16 protein-coding genes are annotated in these 16245 nt (G+C 64.2%); 7 read left to right on the top strand and 9 right to left on the bottom strand.

Annotation, left to right across the window (positions count from 1 at the left end; translation table 11 throughout):
• Window positions 1–2: 2 nt before the first annotated feature.
• The 4 genes from EV665_RS04885 to EV665_RS04870 all read right to left on the bottom strand — a co-directional run bounded on the left by EV665_RS04885 (window position 3) and on the right by EV665_RS04870 (window position 3099).
• Window positions 3–299 (bottom strand): type II toxin-antitoxin system RelE/ParE family toxin, encoded by a 297-nt coding sequence (locus EV665_RS04885; RefSeq protein WP_133033280.1) that lies wholly within the window; start codon window positions 297–299, stop codon window positions 3–5.
• A gap of 111 nt (window positions 300–410) precedes the next feature.
• Window positions 411–1733 (bottom strand): L,D-transpeptidase family protein, encoded by a 1323-nt coding sequence (locus EV665_RS04880; protein WP_133033279.1) that lies wholly within the window; start codon window positions 1731–1733, stop codon window positions 411–413.
• Window positions 1734–2018: 285 nt separating this feature from the next.
• The gene (gene ldtR / locus EV665_RS04875; RefSeq protein ID WP_024270688.1) at window positions 2019–2531 is read right to left on the bottom strand and encodes a transcriptional regulator LdtR; all 513 of its coding nucleotides are present in this window, start codon (window positions 2529–2531) and stop codon (window positions 2019–2021) included.
• Window positions 2532–2661: 130 nt separating this feature from the next.
• Window positions 2662–3099, bottom strand: a complete 438-nt coding sequence (locus EV665_RS04870; RefSeq protein WP_064332475.1) for a DUF6163 family protein — start codon at window positions 3097–3099, stop codon at window positions 2662–2664.
• Between the two features lie 155 nt (window positions 3100–3254).
• Here EV665_RS04870 and hemB point away from each other — a divergent pair, with 155 nt between their 5' ends.
• The 6 genes from hemB (at window position 3255) to EV665_RS04835 (ending at window position 7546) form a co-directional block, all read left to right on the top strand.
• Window positions 3255–4271 (top strand): porphobilinogen synthase, encoded by a 1017-nt coding sequence (gene hemB, locus EV665_RS04865; protein WP_133033278.1) that lies wholly within the window; start codon window positions 3255–3257, stop codon window positions 4269–4271.
• A gap of 235 nt (window positions 4272–4506) precedes the next feature.
• Window positions 4507–4971 (top strand): RDD family protein, encoded by a 465-nt coding sequence (locus EV665_RS04855; protein WP_064329698.1) that lies wholly within the window; start codon window positions 4507–4509, stop codon window positions 4969–4971.
• A gap of 146 nt (window positions 4972–5117) precedes the next feature.
• On the top strand, window positions 5118–5882 hold the full coding sequence (locus EV665_RS04850) for an arginyltransferase (protein WP_064329697.1): 765 nt from the start codon (window positions 5118–5120) through the stop codon (window positions 5880–5882).
• Window positions 5883–5961: 79 nt separating this feature from the next.
• Complete coding sequence (locus EV665_RS04845; RefSeq protein WP_133033277.1) at window positions 5962–6876, top strand: DMT family transporter; 915 nt, start codon at window positions 5962–5964, stop codon at window positions 6874–6876.
• 62 nt (window positions 6877–6938) lie between these two features.
• Window positions 6939–7160, top strand: a complete 222-nt coding sequence (locus tag EV665_RS04840) for an AbrB/MazE/SpoVT family DNA-binding domain-containing protein (RefSeq protein WP_133033276.1) — start codon at window positions 6939–6941, stop codon at window positions 7158–7160.
• Window positions 7157–7546 carry a type II toxin-antitoxin system death-on-curing family toxin gene (locus tag EV665_RS04835; protein ID WP_133033275.1) on the top strand — a complete coding sequence of 130 codons (390 nt, stop codon included), beginning with the start codon at window positions 7157–7159 and terminating at the stop codon, window positions 7544–7546. The genes EV665_RS04840 and EV665_RS04835 overlap by 4 nt, the downstream gene beginning before the upstream one ends.
• Here the strand turns inward: EV665_RS04835 and parC are convergent, their stop codons facing one another.
• A complete protein-coding gene (parC, locus tag EV665_RS04830) occupies window positions 7547–9799 on the bottom strand; it encodes a DNA topoisomerase IV subunit A (protein ID WP_064329693.1) in 2253 nt (750 codons plus the stop codon).
• Window positions 9800–10008: 209 nt separating this feature from the next.
• Here parC and EV665_RS04825 point away from each other — a divergent pair, with 209 nt between their 5' ends.
• Window positions 10009–11205, top strand: coding sequence for a YdgA family protein (locus tag EV665_RS04825; protein WP_064329692.1), 1197 nt, complete (start codon window positions 10009–10011; stop codon window positions 11203–11205).
• Between the two features lie 242 nt (window positions 11206–11447).
• On the opposite strand, the gene creD is transcribed toward EV665_RS04825, so the two are convergent.
• The 4 genes from creD to EV665_RS04805 form a co-directional block, all read right to left on the bottom strand.
• On the bottom strand, window positions 11448–12878 hold the full coding sequence (creD, locus tag EV665_RS04820) for a cell envelope integrity protein CreD (protein ID WP_133033274.1): 1431 nt from the start codon (window positions 12876–12878) through the stop codon (window positions 11448–11450).
• A gap of 177 nt (window positions 12879–13055) precedes the next feature.
• On the bottom strand, window positions 13056–13385 hold the full coding sequence (locus EV665_RS04815; RefSeq protein WP_133033273.1) for a DUF1236 domain-containing protein: 330 nt from the start codon (window positions 13383–13385) through the stop codon (window positions 13056–13058).
• 95 nt (window positions 13386–13480) lie between these two features.
• Window positions 13481–15268: an aspartate--tRNA ligase gene (gene aspS / locus EV665_RS04810; RefSeq protein ID WP_133033272.1), complete on the bottom strand. Its 1788-nt coding sequence runs from the start codon at window positions 15266–15268 to the stop codon at window positions 13481–13483.
• A gap of 376 nt (window positions 15269–15644) precedes the next feature.
• Window positions 15645–16241, bottom strand: coding sequence for an NUDIX domain-containing protein (locus EV665_RS04805; protein WP_133033271.1), 597 nt, complete (start codon window positions 16239–16241; stop codon window positions 15645–15647).
• Window positions 16242–16245: the final 4 nt, after the last annotated feature.

The raw sequence follows: 16245 nt of genomic DNA, 5'->3' as shown, positions 1-16245 counted from the left end.
CTTCATTCCTTCCATTCCCGCGCGATCCGCTTGGCGTCCTCTATGTCCCTGCCCTGACTTCCCTTGTGCCCGCCGCACAGAAGCACGATGATGATCGATCCGCTGCGCATGAAATAGACGCGATAGCCTGGGCCGTAATCGATGCGCAGCTCGCTGACACCGTCGCCGACGGATTTTGCGTCTCCGACATGTCCCTGCTCCAACCGGGCGAGTCGCTGGCGAATCCGGGCGCTGGCGCGACGATCCCTCAGATTGCCGAACCATTTCTCGAACCGGCTGCTCGCGATCAGCGTGAACATCGCGAATATGTACTCCACAGGAGACACACTCACAAGCGGCCAGCCGAGAAATGCAAAGGCCGCGCCTCCCTGCGGAAGGCGCGGCCCTGCCGATCCAAAAATGCTTCAGGCTTATTGCGGCAGCAGGTCGCTGTCGACGGCCTGGCCACCTTCCTGGTTGTAGTTGGTCTGGAGGGCGAGTTCGGTGGCGCCGTCCTTCTGGTAGATGTCGTCGCGGAACTGCACGACGCGGTCCTTGGCGGACCAGGCGGTGATGTAGGTGAAGAAGACAGGCACTTCCTCGGCCAGCTTGATCGGCGTGTTGACGCCGCTCTTGATCGTCGCTTCCATCTGCGAGCGCGACCAGCCGGGCGTATCCTTCAGCAGCCAGACCGAAAGGTCGCGCACGTTCTGAACGCGCACGCAGCCCGACGATTCGAAGCGCATCAGCTTGTTGAACAGGCCCTGCTGCGGCGTATCGTGCATGTAGACCTGGTGCTCGTTGTGGAAGTTGATCTTCGTCGAGGACATGGCGTTGATCTTGCCCGGGTCCTGACGGAACATCAGGTTCGGCGCCTTTTCGGCGTTCCAGTCGACGGTTTCCGGCGAGACTTCGCCGCCATTGCCGTCGAAGAGGCGGATCGAGTTGCGCGCCAGATAGGTCGGATCCTTGCGCATCAGCGGCATGATGTCCTTCTGGATGATCGAGCGCGGCGCGGTCCAGTAGGGGTTGAGGATCACCTCGTAGATCTTGGAATTCAGCACCGGCGACTGGCGGTCGATCTTGCCGACGATGGCGGTGTGGCGCGAGGCGACGCGGCCGTTCTCGACGGCCTCGATATAGGCGGCCGGGATATTGACCATGACATAGCGGCGGCCGAGATCGCCGGACATCGCCTGGAGGCGCACGAGGTTGGTCTGGAGCTGGCCGAGGCGGGTGACGGCCGGAACGTTCAGCGCCTTCAGCGTGTATTCGCCGACGGCACCGTCGGACGGCAGGCCGTGGCGGGCCTGGAAGCGCTTCACCGCGCCGTCCACATAGGAATCGAAGGCGCCGTTCGTGCCGGCGGAGCGCGGCAGGTCGCCGGAAATGATCAGGCGCTGGCGCAACTGCTGCACGGCCGGGTCGGCGACGCCCATTTCCAGCTTCTGCTGGGTATTGACCGTCGGCCAGCCGCCGCTCGAAACGATGTTCTGGTAGTCGCTGATCGCCTGCTGGAGGGAACCGGTCGTGCCCGAGCCGAAGATCGGATTGTTGGAGACGACGGCGGTGGCGGTGCGCGATGCCTCGGCGTCGAACTGGTCGTCCCAGTTGCCGCGGCGCGGAGCATTGAGGATGTCGTCGAGCGCCGTCTGGGCCAGCGTCGGGCCGGCCACGGCGGCGGCGCCGAAGGTTGCGGCAGAGCGCAGGAATGCGCGGCGCGAGAACACATCAAATCCGGTTTTGCGAGACATCTATCCTACCATCTCCTGAGCGCCGCTGACGGCGGCACGGTGCACGCGGCATGGCGACCCATGGGTCCATACCCGATGCAGCTATCACGAACAGGGTTAACAAACGCAAACCGGCCCTGCCGCCCGCGCATACCTTAGCCCAGCGTCCGGGTCTCACAGCAATATGGCCAATTCGTGTCTCGGGGGGCGTGGCCGGCCACAAGCGCCGGCACGCAAACGGAAAAGCCGGACGCGCAGGGGACGCGGCCGGCTTTTATGGAGGAGGTCGGAAAAGGCGCGCCGGCCTTACAGGCGGTAGAGGATCGAGTCGTTCCAGAAGCGATCGAGGCGCTGGAGCAGCTTGTTCATCTGGTTGAACTCGCCTTCGCCGATGCCGCCGACCTTCTGGATCGAGCCGATATGGCGCTCGTAGAGCTTTGCGACGGTTTCGGCGATCTCCTGGCCGCTTTCCGTCAGGCTGATGCGGACGGACCGGCGGTCGATGCGCGAACGCTGGTGGTTGATGAAGCCGAGGTCGACCAGCTTCTTGACGTTGTAGGAGACGTTCGAGCCGAGATAGTAGCCACGCGAGCGCAGTTCGCCGGCGGTCAGTTCGGAATTGCCGATGTTGAAGAGGAGCAGCGCCTGGACGGCGTTGACATCCGAGCGACCGGCGCGGTCGAACTCGTCCTTGATCACATCGAGCAGGCGACGGTGCAGGCGCTCGACGAGGTGGAGGGATTCCAGGTAGAGGTTGCGGATCGCGTCTTCCTGCGGATCGACGACGGGGGCCTGCTGCGGCTTCATCTTGGTGTTCATGGTTACTGCCTCACTGTTTTGTTTGGCGGTGTGGTTTGTTTTCCCGCCTTGAGTGAGAACCTAACGAATGCATCTAAAATTCTACTTAAACCGCAGCCTTAACAGCGCCTTACCGGAAGGCGACCCTGTCTCAGGGTGAATCAGTCCTTACCGTGCGGGCCTGCCGGCGGCGCTGGACGAAGAGCGCGATGCGGAAAAGAACGAAGACAAGCGCAATGGCGCCGTGGGCGAAGACCAGCAGCCGGTTGACGCCGAAGGTCGAAGGATAGACCTCGTGCATGGCGATCTCGGTGGCGGCCGCGATGAGCCAGATCACCGGCCCCCAGGAGACGAGAAGCCAGAGGCCGACGGCCGCGACGGGGAACAATACGGCAAGCGCCGTATAGGCCGCCTTCCAGGCCGGCGGCAGCAGGTCGAACCGCCCCTGCCCGCCGAAGGAGAAGCCCGTCAGCATCGCCCAGTACTGCAGCGCGAACCACAGCGAGCCTACCGCCACCAGCCGCAAGAACAGCACGAACAGCGTTTCGGTCAGGCTGGGCCTCGGGCCCTTGGCAGAATCAGCAACCATGGCGCGGACAGTAAGGGCAAGGCCGGCCGGCATAAAGCCCGTAACCGCGATCATGCACGGCCATATGCCGCATGCCCCCGTATCGCTGGCGATTTGATTGGCGCATGCAGCATGATAAGGAGGCGAAAAACGGATCCACGCAAGAAAATGGCATCATGACCGGCAGCAGGAACATCGTCGACGAGATCACCGGCCACCGCCGCATGCGGCGCAACCGGAAGGCCGACTGGACGCGCCGGCTCGTGCAGGAAAACCGCCTGACGGTCGACGATCTCATCTGGCCGGTCTTCGTGGTGCCGGGCGAGAACGTCGTCGATCCCGTCGCCGCCATGCCCGGCGTCAACCGCATGAGCGTCGACAGATTGGTGGAAGCGGCGAAGGAAGCCGCCGACCTCGGCATTCCCGCCATCGCCACCTTCCCGAATATCGAGATGCACCTGCGCGACGAGACCGGCTCGCACAGCCTTGCGGCCGACAATCTCATCAACGAGGCGACGCGCGCCATCAAGAAGGCCGTGCCTGGCATCGGCGTCATCACCGATGTCGCGCTCGATCCCTTCACCAGCCACGGCCATGACGGCGTGCTGCGCGGCGACGTCATCGTCAATGACGAGACGGTCGAGCTGGTGGCGCGGGCCGCCGTCGTCCAGGCCGATGCCGGCTCCGACATCATCGCGCCCTCCGAAATGATGGACGGCCGCATCGGCGTCATCCGCCAGGCGCTCGACGCCGCAGGCCACCAGAATGTCGGCATCATGTCCTATGCGACGAAGTTCGCCTCCGCCTTCTACGGCCCCTATCGCGACGCGATCGGCACCGGCGGGCTGCTGAAGGGCGACAAGAAGACCTATTACATCGATCCGGCCAACGGCACGGAGGCGATCCGCGATGCGGCGCTCGACGTGGAGGAAGGCGCCGACATGCTAATGGTCAAGCCGGGCCTGCCCTATCTCGATATCTGTTGGCGCATGAAGGAAGCCTTCGGGCTGCCGGTCTTCGCCTACCAGGTTTCCGGCGAATACAGCCAGATCAAGGCCGCCGCGATGAACGGCTGGATCGACGGCGAGCGCGTGATGCTGGAGACCCTGCTGGCGTTCAAGCGCGCCGGGTGCGATGGCATCCTGACCTATTTCGCCATGGACGTGGCGCGGCATCTTGACCGCAAGGGCTGAACCCGGCAGCAAAGCCGTATCTGCCCCTCACCCTAACCCTCTCCCCGCAAGCGGGGAGAGGGGACGTGCCCCACGAACGGGCATTGGTTGAGGAAACCGGCACGGCATATCCCCTTCGCCCCGCTTGCGGGGCGAAGGTGGCCGGCAGGCCGGATGAGGGGCATATGCCCTTTACCGTTGTTTTCCCCCAAAGCGTCCCCATATGACAGGCATGTTCCATTCGGGAGACAGGCAGATGAGCGCTGATTTCAACGAAACGCGGGTTCCGACGACGGATTGGCAGGCCTATCGCGGCGTGCTGTCACGCCGGATCTTTGCGTTTCTTATCGACTATGCGATCGTCGCCCTGCTCTGGATCCCGGCCGCCGTCGTGGTGTTCTTCCTCGGCATCCTGACGCTCGGCCTCGGCTTCTTCCTCTATCCGGCGCTCTTCGCCATCGTCGCCATGCTCTATTTCGGCCTGACGATGGGCGGCCCGAGCCAGGCGAGCGCCGGCATGAACGTGATGGGCCTCGCGCTTGCCCGCGTGGATGGCAGGCCGGTCGATTTCCTGACGGCGATCGTGCATCTCGTGCTGTTCTGGATCGGCAATGCGCTGCTGACGCCATTCATCGTGCTCGTCGGCCTCTTCACCGATCGCGGCCGCCTGCTGCACGACCTGCTGCTCGGCACGGTGATGGTGCGCCGCGATCGCTATTGAGAAAGACGAGGGACGCCCTGCCTTGCATGATCCGTTGCGCCGGCCGATTCCGGCCTGAAGGGTCATGCGCCAGTTGACCTTTTTTTGAACTAGGCCATGGTATTGGCATAGAAGTGTCACACAGCGACGGAGTCGCCCCACGGCCGATGAATACGCAGGCAGCATCCTCTCCGCAATTCTATCTCACCGCGCCGGCGGCCTGTCCCTATCTACCGCAGGAGATGGAGAGGAAGGTGTTTACCCATCTGGTGGGCGAGCGCGCGCCGGAGCTGAACGACCTCCTGACGCAGGGCGGCTTCCGCCGCTCGCAGAACATCGCCTATAGACCCGCCTGCGAGACCTGCCGCGCCTGCATTTCCGTCCGCATCCTCGTCAACGAGTTCGAACCGCGCCGTTCCATGCGCAAGGTGCTGGCCGCCAATGCCGATCTCATCTCGCACGAATACCCGGCCGAGCCCTCCAGCGAACAATATTCCCTCTTCCGCCACTATCTCGACGCCCGCCACCAGAAAGGCGGCATGTCCGACATGTCGGTGCTCGACTATGCGATGATGGTGGAGGACACCCATGTGCACACCAAGATCATCGAATACCGCCTGCGCGAGGAAGGCTCGGGCCTCAAGGAGCGTCCGCAGGGCGAACTGCTGGCGGTGGCGCTGACCGACCGCATGGGCGATGGCCTCTCCATGGTCTATTCCTTCTACAATCCCGACGTGACGGATCGCTCCCTCGGCACCTTCATGATCCTCGACCACATCCGCCGCGCGAAAATGCTCGGCCTGCCGCATGTCTATCTCGGCTACTGGGTCAAGGGATCGCGCAAAATGGACTACAAGACAAAGTTCTTGCCGCAGGAGCACCTGATGCCGCGCGGCTGGGAACGCTATAACGACGAGGCCAACGCCACCTGAAACGGTTTTGGCAAAGTCCGATTCGCCCGAACCGCCCCAGCATATTGCATTCATTTCCAGCTTCTGATCCGGTCCCGCCGTGCCTTCCACAAGCGATCCCGCCCTTCACCGCAAGGGCCTTCTCATCACCGCCATCGGCGGCCTTGCCCTCTCCTTCGACATTCCGCTGATCCGCTCTGCCGGCGGCGACGTCTGGTCGATGGTCGCCGTGCGGAACATATCGGTGTTCGTGATGGCGGTCGTCCTCTGGGCCTGCCTGAATTTCGTCCTGCACCGCAGGACGGTGCTCGTTCCCGGCCGCATCGGCCTGCTGATCGGCCTGTGCTACGGCATCAACGGGCTGACATTCATGCTGGCGGTGTTCAACACGACGACGGCCAATGTCGTCTTCATCCTCGCCTTCACCTCGATGTTCGCCGCGATCCTCTCCTGGATCTTCCTCGGCGAGCGCCCTGGCAACGCCACGCTCCTCACCATGGCCGCCATGGTCGCGGGCGTGCTCCTGATCGTGCATGACGGGCTGTCGAGCGGAAACCTCTTCGGCGACGCCATGGCCGCCTGTTCGGCACTGCTCCTGGCGACCTCCCTGACACTGAGCCGCAGGAGCGGCGCCGACATGGGTTTCGTACCGCTCGTCGCCGCCGTGCTGTCGGGCGTCATGGCGCTGTTCTTCCTGCCGCCCGGCGGCCTTTCGATCGCCGAACCCGTCTACATCCTCCTCAACGGCCTCGTGCTCCTGCCCCTCGCCTTCTGGTGCCTTGCCACCGGGCCCCGATATCTTTCCGCTCCGGAAGTCGGCATGTTCTACCTCGTGGAAACGGTGCTCGCCCCCATCTGGGTCTGGATCGTCTTTGCCGAAACGCCCACCACCCAGACCCTGATCGGCGGCTCGATCCTCATCCTCGCGCTGCTTGCGCACTCGCTGTGGCAGATGCGCTCGAAAGCCCGAGTCGTCAGGAAAAGCGAGGCGGCAGAGTTTCCGTGTGCGGGATGACCAGTGTCTTGCCGTGGTGCGTTCCAAATGTTATAACTTCGTTATAACAAAGGATCATGCTCATGAATGTCACCATCCGCAAGATCGGCAATTCGGAAGGAATCATCATCCCGAAGGAAATCCTCGACCGTATGGGCGTCAAGGCGGGAGACGAGATCATCATGACAAGCGAGGGCAGCAAGCTCATTCTCAGCGCGGCCGACGGCGATTTTGAACGGCAACTCGGTCATGCCGAGAAATTCATGGATCGCTACAAGATAGCCCTCAAGAAGCTTGCGGAATGACGATCGTCTTTCTCGACCGTCCGCTCGTCGAGCGGCTGCATGCGGTTCAGATCCAGCGGTTCGGCGGCGCAGCGGGACTGCGAGATGACAACGCCTTTGAATCGGCGTTGGCTCGTCCTCTCAACAAGGCATATTACGGCTGCGAGGATATATTCGAGCTCGCCGCCGCCTATCTCTATGGGCTGGCGAAAAACCACGCATTTGTCGATGGCAACAAGCGCATCGCCATTGTCGCCACCGCGGTCTTCCTGATGGAAAACGGCTTCGAAATCGTGACGGACGACGCGACGCTCTACACCTTCGTCCTCGCCGTCGCCGCCGGCGAGATCGACGAGGAGGGCGCGACGCGCTTCCTTCGCGACGTCAGCGTCCCCTACTCCGGCTGATCAGCCGCTGAACTTGCCGCTGCGCGGAAAACCCTTCGGCACGGTGCGGCCGGCGCTGGCGCGGTCGCCCATCCATTCGGTGAGTTCGTCCTTGCTGCGCACGAAGTTGCGGCCGGCGCTGTCGTCCCAGGTGAGGCCGTCGGCGATGGCGAAGCAGCGCAGGTCCGAGACGCCGCCATCCTTGTAGCGCTGCAGGCGCACGCCCTTGCCGCGCGACATTTCCGGCAATTGCGCCAGCGGGAAGACCAGCATCTTGCGGTTCTCGCCGACGACGGCGACGTGGTCGCCGCGCACCGGCACCACCAGCTTGGCCTCGTCCGGCATGCCGACATTCATCACCTGCTTGCCCTTGCGGGTGTTGGCGACCATCTCGGTTTCCGCGACCACGAATCCGTTGCCGGCCTGCGAGGCGACGATGACCTTGCGCGCGGCATCGTGCACGAAGGCGGTCAGCACGTCCTGGTCGTTCTCCATGTCGACCATGATGCGCAGCGGCTCGCCATGGCCGCGGCCGCCCGGCAGCTTGTCGGCGCCGAGCGTGAAGACCTTGCCGCCCGTCGTCATGATCAGCACCTTGTCGGTCGTCTGCGCCGGGAAGGCCACCTTCAGCGCGTCGCCCTCCTTGAACTGGAGGCCGGACGTATCGGCGATATGGCCCTTCAGCGCGCGGATCCAGCCCTTTTCCGAGATGACGACCGTGACCGGCTCCTTCTCGATCATCGCCTGCTGGATGGCCTCGACATCGGCCTCGGGCGCGCTGGCGAACTGGGTGCGGCGGCGGCCGATCTCGGTGGCCTTCGCGAATTTCTTGCGGACCTCGCCGATTTCCCAGGCGACGGTCTGCCACTGCTTTTCATCGGACGCCAGCAGCGCCTCGATCTCCGCCTTTTCCTTCGACAGGTTGTCGAATTCGGTGCGGATCTCGAATTCCTCCAGCTTGCGCAGCGAGCGCAGGCGCATGTTGAGGATCGCCTCGGCCTGCACGTCGGTGAGCGAGAAGGCCTCCATCAGGGAAGTCTTCGGCTCGTCCTCCTCGCGGATGATGCGGATCACCTCGTCGAGGTTGAGATAGGCGATGAGGTAGCCGCCCAGGATTTCCAGGCGACGGTCGATGGCCGCGAGCCGGTGCCGCGAGCGGCGCTGCAGCACTTCGCGCCGGTGCGCGAGCCACTCGACCAGCACGTCCTTGAGGCCCATGACGCGCGGCACGCGGCCCATCGAGAGCACGTTCATGTTGAGCGGAATGCGGCTTTCCAGCTCGGAGAGCTTGAAGAGCGACTCCATCAGGATCGTCGGATCGACGGTGCGGCTCTTCGGCACCAGCACGATGCGCACGTCTTCCGCCGATTCGTCGCGGATGTCTTCGAGCAGCGGCAGCTTGCGGGCGATGAGCAGTTCGGCGATCTTCTCGATCAGCCGCGACTTCTGCACCTGATAGGGGATTTCGGTGACGACGATCTGGTAGCCGCCGCGGCCGAGGTCTTCCGTCTGCCACTTGGAACGCACGCGAAAACCGCCGCGGCCCGTCTTGTAGGCCTCGATGATGCTCTCGCGGCTGTCGATGATGATGCCGCCGGTCGGAAGATCGGGCCCCAGCACGAATTCGGTGAGCTTTTCGACATCGGCGTCCGGATGGCGGATGAGGTGCAGCGCGGCGTCGCACAGTTCATGCACGTTGTGCGAGGGAATGGACGTCGCCATGCCGACGGCGATGCCGGAGGACCCGTTCGCAAGCAGGTTCGGGAAGGCGCCGGGCAGGACGACCGGCTCCTCGTCCTCCTCGTTGTAGGTCGGGCGGAAGTCGACGGCGTCCTGGTCGATGCCTTCGAGCAGGAGCGTCGCGACCTCGGTCATGCGCGCTTCGGTGTATCGGTAGGCGGCGGCGTTGTCGCCGTCGATATTGCCGAAGTTCCCCTGCCCGTCGACGATCGGATAGCGCTGCGAGAAATCCTGCGCGAGGCGCACCAGCGCGTCGTAGACCGATTGGTCGCCGTGCGGATGGAACTTACCGATGACGTCGCCGACGATGCGCGCGCATTTCTTGAAGGAGGAGTTGGACCGGAGGCCCATTTCGCTCATCGCATGGATGATGCGGCGGTGCACCGGCTTCAGGCCGTCGCGTACATCCGGCAGCGCGCGCTGCGTGATGGTCGACAGCGCATAGGCAAGGTAGCGCTCTTCCAGCGCCGCCTTCAGGTCGACCGGCTGAATGTTGTCGTCTCCGCCATCCGGCGGCAAAGTGTTCTGTCCCATGGGACTTGACTAGCCCTCCTGCCGATTCGCGGCAAGGAAACCGGGCGATCGGCCTGTGGATAGCGCTTTGTAAAGGCTGTTTCCGAAATCCGGCCGGCGCCTGAGATTTCCATGGAAAGTTCCGGCGGCCCGAATATAGTCGCCGCGCCGCACGTATATGAGCGGTAACGGCAAGGCAGCCGTCCAAAAATCCAGAAAGAGAGCCTACAATGATGCGCACCTCCCATTTCCGCACCCTTCTCGCCGGCGCCGCGCTCGCCTCCCTGGCAAGCCCCGCTTTCGCGCTCGACGGCGCGGATCTGCTCGCCAAGCTGAACGCCACCTATGCCACGAGCGGCGTGACGATCAGCTCGTCGAACGTCGCCACCGACGGCTCCACCGTTACGCTGGAAAATGCCGAACTGAAGGCCACCGGCGCCGAGGCCCCGGTCAAGCTCGGCACCATCACCATGGACGGCGTCGAGGAAGACGGCGACGGCGGCTACACCGTCGAGACGGTCTCGTTCCAGGACATCAACGTCACCGAAGCGGATGCCACGGTCTCGGCCAAGGACATCGCGATCAACGGCGTCATCATTCCCGGCACGGTCGTTCCCGGCACGCTGGAATCGCTGCTGATGTACGAATCGGCCACCGCCGGCCCGGTCTCCGTCACCTCCAAGGGCAAGGAAGTCTTCTCCATGTCCGGCATGGAGGCGAACATCACGCGCATGGACGGCGATGCCGGCCTCGAATTCGACGCCACGCTCTCCGACCTCAAGGCCGACCTCACCTCGGTCGAAGACCCGAAGGCCAAGGACACGCTCGCCAAGCTCAACCTGCAGACGCTGGAAGGCAAGGTTTCCATGTCCGGTAGCTGGGAGCTCGCCAGCGGCAAGCTCGCCGTCGACGAATACGCCTTCGACTTCAAGGATGTCGGCCGCCTCAACCTGGCGCTGGAATTCTCCGGCTACACGCTCGACTTCCTGAAGGGCATGCAGGAGGCCATCAAGGCTGCCGAGGCCAACCCGAACAAGGAAGAGGCCAACGCCGCCATGGGCATGTCCATGATGGGCCTCGTGCAGCAGTTGACCTTCAACAGCGCCTCCATCTCCTTCGAAGACGCCTCGATCACCAGGAAGCTGCTCGACTATGCCGGCAGCGAACAGGGCGTTTCCGGCGACCAGATGGCCCAGTCGCTGAAGGGCCTGGTGCCGATCATGATCGCCCAGCTCAACATGCCCGATCTGCAGAACCAGATCGCCGAAGCCGTCAACACCTATCTCGACGACCCCAAGAGCATCACGATCAGCGCCGAGCCGAAGGACCCGGTGCCCTTCCCGATGATCATGGGCGCCGCCATGGGCGCACCGCAGACCATCCCGCAGGTGCTCGGCGTCACCATCACGGCCAACGACGAGATGTAAGACCTTCGGCTTTTGCCGGATTTAGGGGAGCCCGGAGCATCGCTCCGGGCTTTTTTGCTTGTAAGCTTTTTTGCTGACAAACCTCTCGCCACCCACTGTCGTCATCCTCGCCCCCCGAGCCGAGGATCCAAGCCGCACCTCTCATCCGTCATGGTCGGGCTTGACCCGACCATGACGGATGAGAGGTGAGGTAGGTCTTGTCGGAGGTTGAGCCCGAGGCACTTGCCCCGGGGCTCTTCATTTCATCGCGCCGGGATCGCCTGCGGCAAGGACCATTCGACGCGGCGGGTCGCATACATGGTCGCGGCGATGGTGACGAAGGAGATCAGCGCGCCGGCGAGCAGCGCATATTCGTCCTCGCGCAGCACCAGGTACATGATGCCATAGGCCGAGAGCAGCACCGCGCCGAGCGACAGGCCGTTCCTGCGGCTGCCCGTCGCGCTGCCGAGATAGGCGGCGATCAACAGGGTCGTGGCGAGCGAGGCAACGGCATAGGCGATGGTGAAGCCGGTATGTTCGGCGAGCGCCAGGAGCAGCACGTAGAAGACGATGAGCGCGAGGCCCGTCAGCACGTACTGGATCCAGTGCACCATGCGCCCGCCCTTCAGCTCCACGACGAAGACAGCGAGGAAGACGAGCGAGATGAAGCCGATCGAATATTTCAGCGTGCGCGAGACCACCTGGTAGAACTGCACGGGCTCCACGAGGTTGATGCTCATCATGCTGCCCGACAGCGGCAGGGTCGGGCCGGTGGCGACGCGGTCGATGCCGCGGGCGAGATAGGGGATGGTCCACCTCGCGGAGAAATCCGACGCGGTCACGGTCTTCTCCTCCGGCAGGAAGAGGCCTTCGAAACCCGGATGCGGCCAGTTCGCCCTGGCGGAAAAGCTCGTCGTCTGGCCGGCGGGCGCGACGGCGAAGCTGCGCGAGCCGTTCAGCGACAGGGCGATCTCGAAGGAGAAGCCGTTTTCGATGAGCGGGCGCTCGATGACCCGGTGCACGCCGGCGCTCGTTTGCGGCGAGGCGTAGCCGTCCGTGCCGGTGCTCGCCATCGCGGAAATCTGCCGCATGCCGGGATCGAAGGGCCGAACGACGCCGTTGTCGATCTTCACGCCGGCATCGGAGCGGATGCCGGTGATGTCGTTGATGTTGAGCACCAGAAACGCCCGGTCGAGCTGCGGCGTGCCGTCGAGCAGCGCGAGGTCCTGCAGGATGTTGCCGGCAAAGCGGCCCTTCAGCGTCAGCGCGCCGTTATAGACCGGCAGCGTATAGATGGAGAGCTTGCGCTCCTCCGCCGTCAGGTCGGCCGTCACGTCGAGCGTCTCCGGCATGACCAGCACCCATTCCGTCACCCGCTCGACGATCGTGCGCGCATCCATCACGCGGCTGCGCTCGACCTCGAAGGGCACCGCGAGATAGGGGCCGTTGATCGCCTGGTCGCCGCCCCAGCCATGGGCGATGCGCCGGGAGACGTCGGCCGCGCGCTGTGCGCGCTCCTCCGTCAGTCCCCAGACGAGCAGCAGCGGCACCAGGAGCGCCACGGAAATGATGCCGATCATGATGAACTTGACGCCGGGCGAGCGCAGGAACGTGGCGAGATTGCCGCGCGGCTCGATGGGCGGCACCTGCCTGGATGATGTCGGGACGGGATCGTCCGCTTCCGTCGCTGTCATGAAAGTCCCTCCAGTCGTGAATCGCCTCTTTCGGGCGCGGCTTCACGCTAGGGGTGCATTTCGACTGATTGCGCGCGGAATTGGGATCGACTGGCGGCGAATTCGCGGCATTGTGGCGTCCGCTGCGACGGGACACGCAAAACCCGGCGCGAAGCGCCGGGTTCTGTTTCGAACGGCTTATTCGAGAACCTGTATGACGGTGCGCGTCTGGGGGTTCACGATGACGCGGCGCTCGTTGACGACCGTATAGGCATAGTCGGCATTGCCGTCGATCGTGTGGATCTCCACCGCATCCGGGATCACCCGGCCCACGACGACGTCGCCCTCATAGGCGACCGAGGGGACGTCCTGTTCCAGGACGTAGGTGCGAACTTCGCCCGGCACGACGACGGTCGATTCGGTGGTGACCGGATCGGTCTCCTCGATGATCACCGTGCTCTGGGCATAAGCCGAGGCGGAGAGCGTCAGGAGCGTCGCCGCCGTGGCAAGGAGTAGCTTGTTGCGCATGTTCGTTCTCCTGTGCTTGACGCAGAAAGAACGGCGATCACGCGCAACTGTTCCGCACGGCGGAAAGGACCGGCGCCCTTCCCGCCTCGCCTGGATCAATCCTTCTTCGACGGAACGACGCGCAGTGCGAGTTCGCGAAGCTGCGCCGGGGTTGCCGGCGACGGGGCGTTCATCAAGAGATCCTGCGCCTGCTGGTTCATCGGGAACAGCGAGATCTCGCGGAGGTTCTTCGCGCCGACGAGCAGCATGACCACGCGGTCGATGCCGAAGGCGCAGCCGCCGTGCGGCGGGGCGCCGTACTGGAAGGCGCGGTAGAGGCCGCCGAAGCGCTCTTCCACGTCCGCCTGGCTGAGGCCGACCTTCTCGAAGGCCTTGACCATCAGCTCCGGCGACTGGTTACGGATGGAGCCCGAGGCGATCTCGAAGCCGTTGCAGACCGCGTCGTACTGGTAGGCCTTCAGCTCCAGCGGGTCCTTGCTGTCGAAGGCTTCGAGGCCGCCCTGCGGCATGGAGAAGGGGTTGTGCGCGAAGTCGACCTTCTTCTCGTCCTCGTTCCACTCGTAGAAGGGGAAGTCGACGATCCAGCACATTTCGAAGCGGTCGCGATCGACAAGGTTCAGCTCCTCGCCGGCGCGGGTGCGGGCTTCGCCGGCGAACTTGTGGAACTTTGCCGGATCGCCGGCGACGAAGAAGCAGGCGTCGCCGTCGTCGAGGCCGAGCTGCGTGCGGATGGCGTCCGTGCGCTCCTCGCCGATGTTCTTGGCGAGCGGGCCGGCGCCTTCGAGCTTCTCGCCCTCCTTGCGCCAGAAGATATAGCCGAGGCCTGGCTGGCCCTGCGACTGCGCCCAGGCGTTCATGCGGTCGCAGAAGGCGCGGCTGCCGCCGGTCTTCGCCGGGATCGCCCAGACCTCCACCTTCGGGTTCGACGCGATCATGTTCGCGAAGACCTTGAAGCCGGAGCCGGCGAAATGCTCGGTGACGGCCTGCATGACGATCGGGTTGCGCAGGTCCGGCTTGTCCGAGCCGTACTTGCGGATGGCCTCGTCATAGGGGATGCGCGGCCAGTTCTTCGTTACCGGCTTGCCTTCGGCGAATTCCTCGAAGACCGCCGTCATCATCGGCTCCATGGTCTCCCAGACATCTTCCTGGGTGACGAAGCTCATCTCGACGTCGAGCTGGTAGAATTCGCCCGGCAGGCGGTCGGCGCGCGGGTCTTCGTCGCGGAAGCACGGCGCGATCTGGAAATAGCGGTCGAAGCCGGCGACCATCAGGAGCTGCTTGTACTGCTGCGGGGCTTGCGGCAGGGCGAAGAATTTTCCTTCATGGATGCGCGACGGCACGAGGAAGTCGCGCGCGCCTTCCGGCGAGGAGGCGGTGAGGATCGGCGTCGTGTATTCGGCAAAACCCGCCTCGCCCATGCCCTTGCGCATGGCGGAGATGATCTGCGTGCGCTTGATGATGTTCTTGTGCAGCGTCTCGCGGCGCAGGTCGATGAAGCGGTACTTCAGGCGCACGTCTTCCGGATAGTCCGGCTCGCCGAAGACCGGCAGCGGCAGTTCCTTGGCGGCGGAAAGAACCTCGATCTCCTGCGCGTAAAGCTCGATCTCGCCGGTCGGCATGCCCTTGTTGACCGTGTCCTCGGTGCGCGCCTTGACGAGGCCGTCGATGCGGATCACCCATTCGCCGCGCACGGTCTCGGCCTTCTTGAAGGCTGGCGAATCGGGGTCGGCAACGACCTGGGTGATGCCGTAATGGTCGCGCAGGTCGATGAAGAGCACGCCGCCATGATCTCGGACGCGGTGGACCCAGCCGGAAAGACGGACGGTCTGGCCGACATCGGACTTGCGGAGGGCGGCGCAGGTGTGGCTGCGGTAACGGTGCATCGTGGTATCCTGAAATGCTGATAGGCCGCGCGGGAAGAACCCGGCGCAGCGACCAAGAAAAATCGCGCGGAAAAGCGCATGGCCGGGGCTGTTTGTCAAGGCTTGCGGGTCTTTTGCCGGGGCCGTGCTGCTTGACCATGAAAGATGCAAAGGCGATTGCCAGGAATATACGGCCCCTCATCCGGCCTGCCGGCCACCTTCTCCCCGCAAGCGGGGCGAAGGAGATATGCCGCACTGTCTTCCTCAACCAATCCCCGTCCGTGGGGCAAGTCCCCTCTCCCCGCTTGCGGGGAGAGGGTTAGGGTGAGGGGCCGCATACGTTCGGCATTCCCGCCCTGAAGCGAGCCCCCCGGGATCGAGAATCACTCCCGCCCGATCAGCCGAACTCCGCCCGATGCAGCATCAGCCATTGCAGCATGACGATCGTCTTGGCATCCTGAATGCCGCCGGTGGCGATGAGGCCGTAGGCTTCGTCGATCGGCAGTTCGACGATCTCGATATCCTCGCCCTCCCCGTCGACGCCGCCGCCCTTGCCGTCGCGGGCCGTGGCGTCGATGTGGGCGACGAAGCAGCCGACGCGCTCGGTCAGCGTGCCGGGGCTGGAATAGATGTCGAAGAGATGGCGCACGCCCTGCACCGCATAGCCTGTCTCCTCCATCGCCTCCCGGGCGACGGCCGCCTCGGGCGCGTCATCGTCGAGCAGGCCCGCCGGCACTTCCGAGAGGAAACCATCCGGATGGCCGCCGAAGAAGGCGCCGGGGCGGAACTGGCGCACCAGGATGACCGACTGGCGGGCGGGATCGACGAGCAGCACGCAGGCCGCCGGGCCATGGTCGTGCACCTCGCGGTCGAGCCGCTCGACCCGGCCGTCCGCCCGCGTCTGCTCGACCACGACGGTGCGAAGGTGGATGAACCGCTTCCAGACCGTCTGCTGATCGACGATGCGGACGGCGGAGGACGTGTCGAGCGTCATGAAA

It is taken from the genome of Shinella granuli (genome assembly GCF_004341885.1).
GTDB classification, from domain to species: domain Bacteria; phylum Pseudomonadota; class Alphaproteobacteria; order Rhizobiales; family Rhizobiaceae; genus Shinella; species Shinella granuli.
Note: the sequence above shows the minus strand (reverse complement) of the source record. Positions and strands in the feature narration are given on the sequence as shown.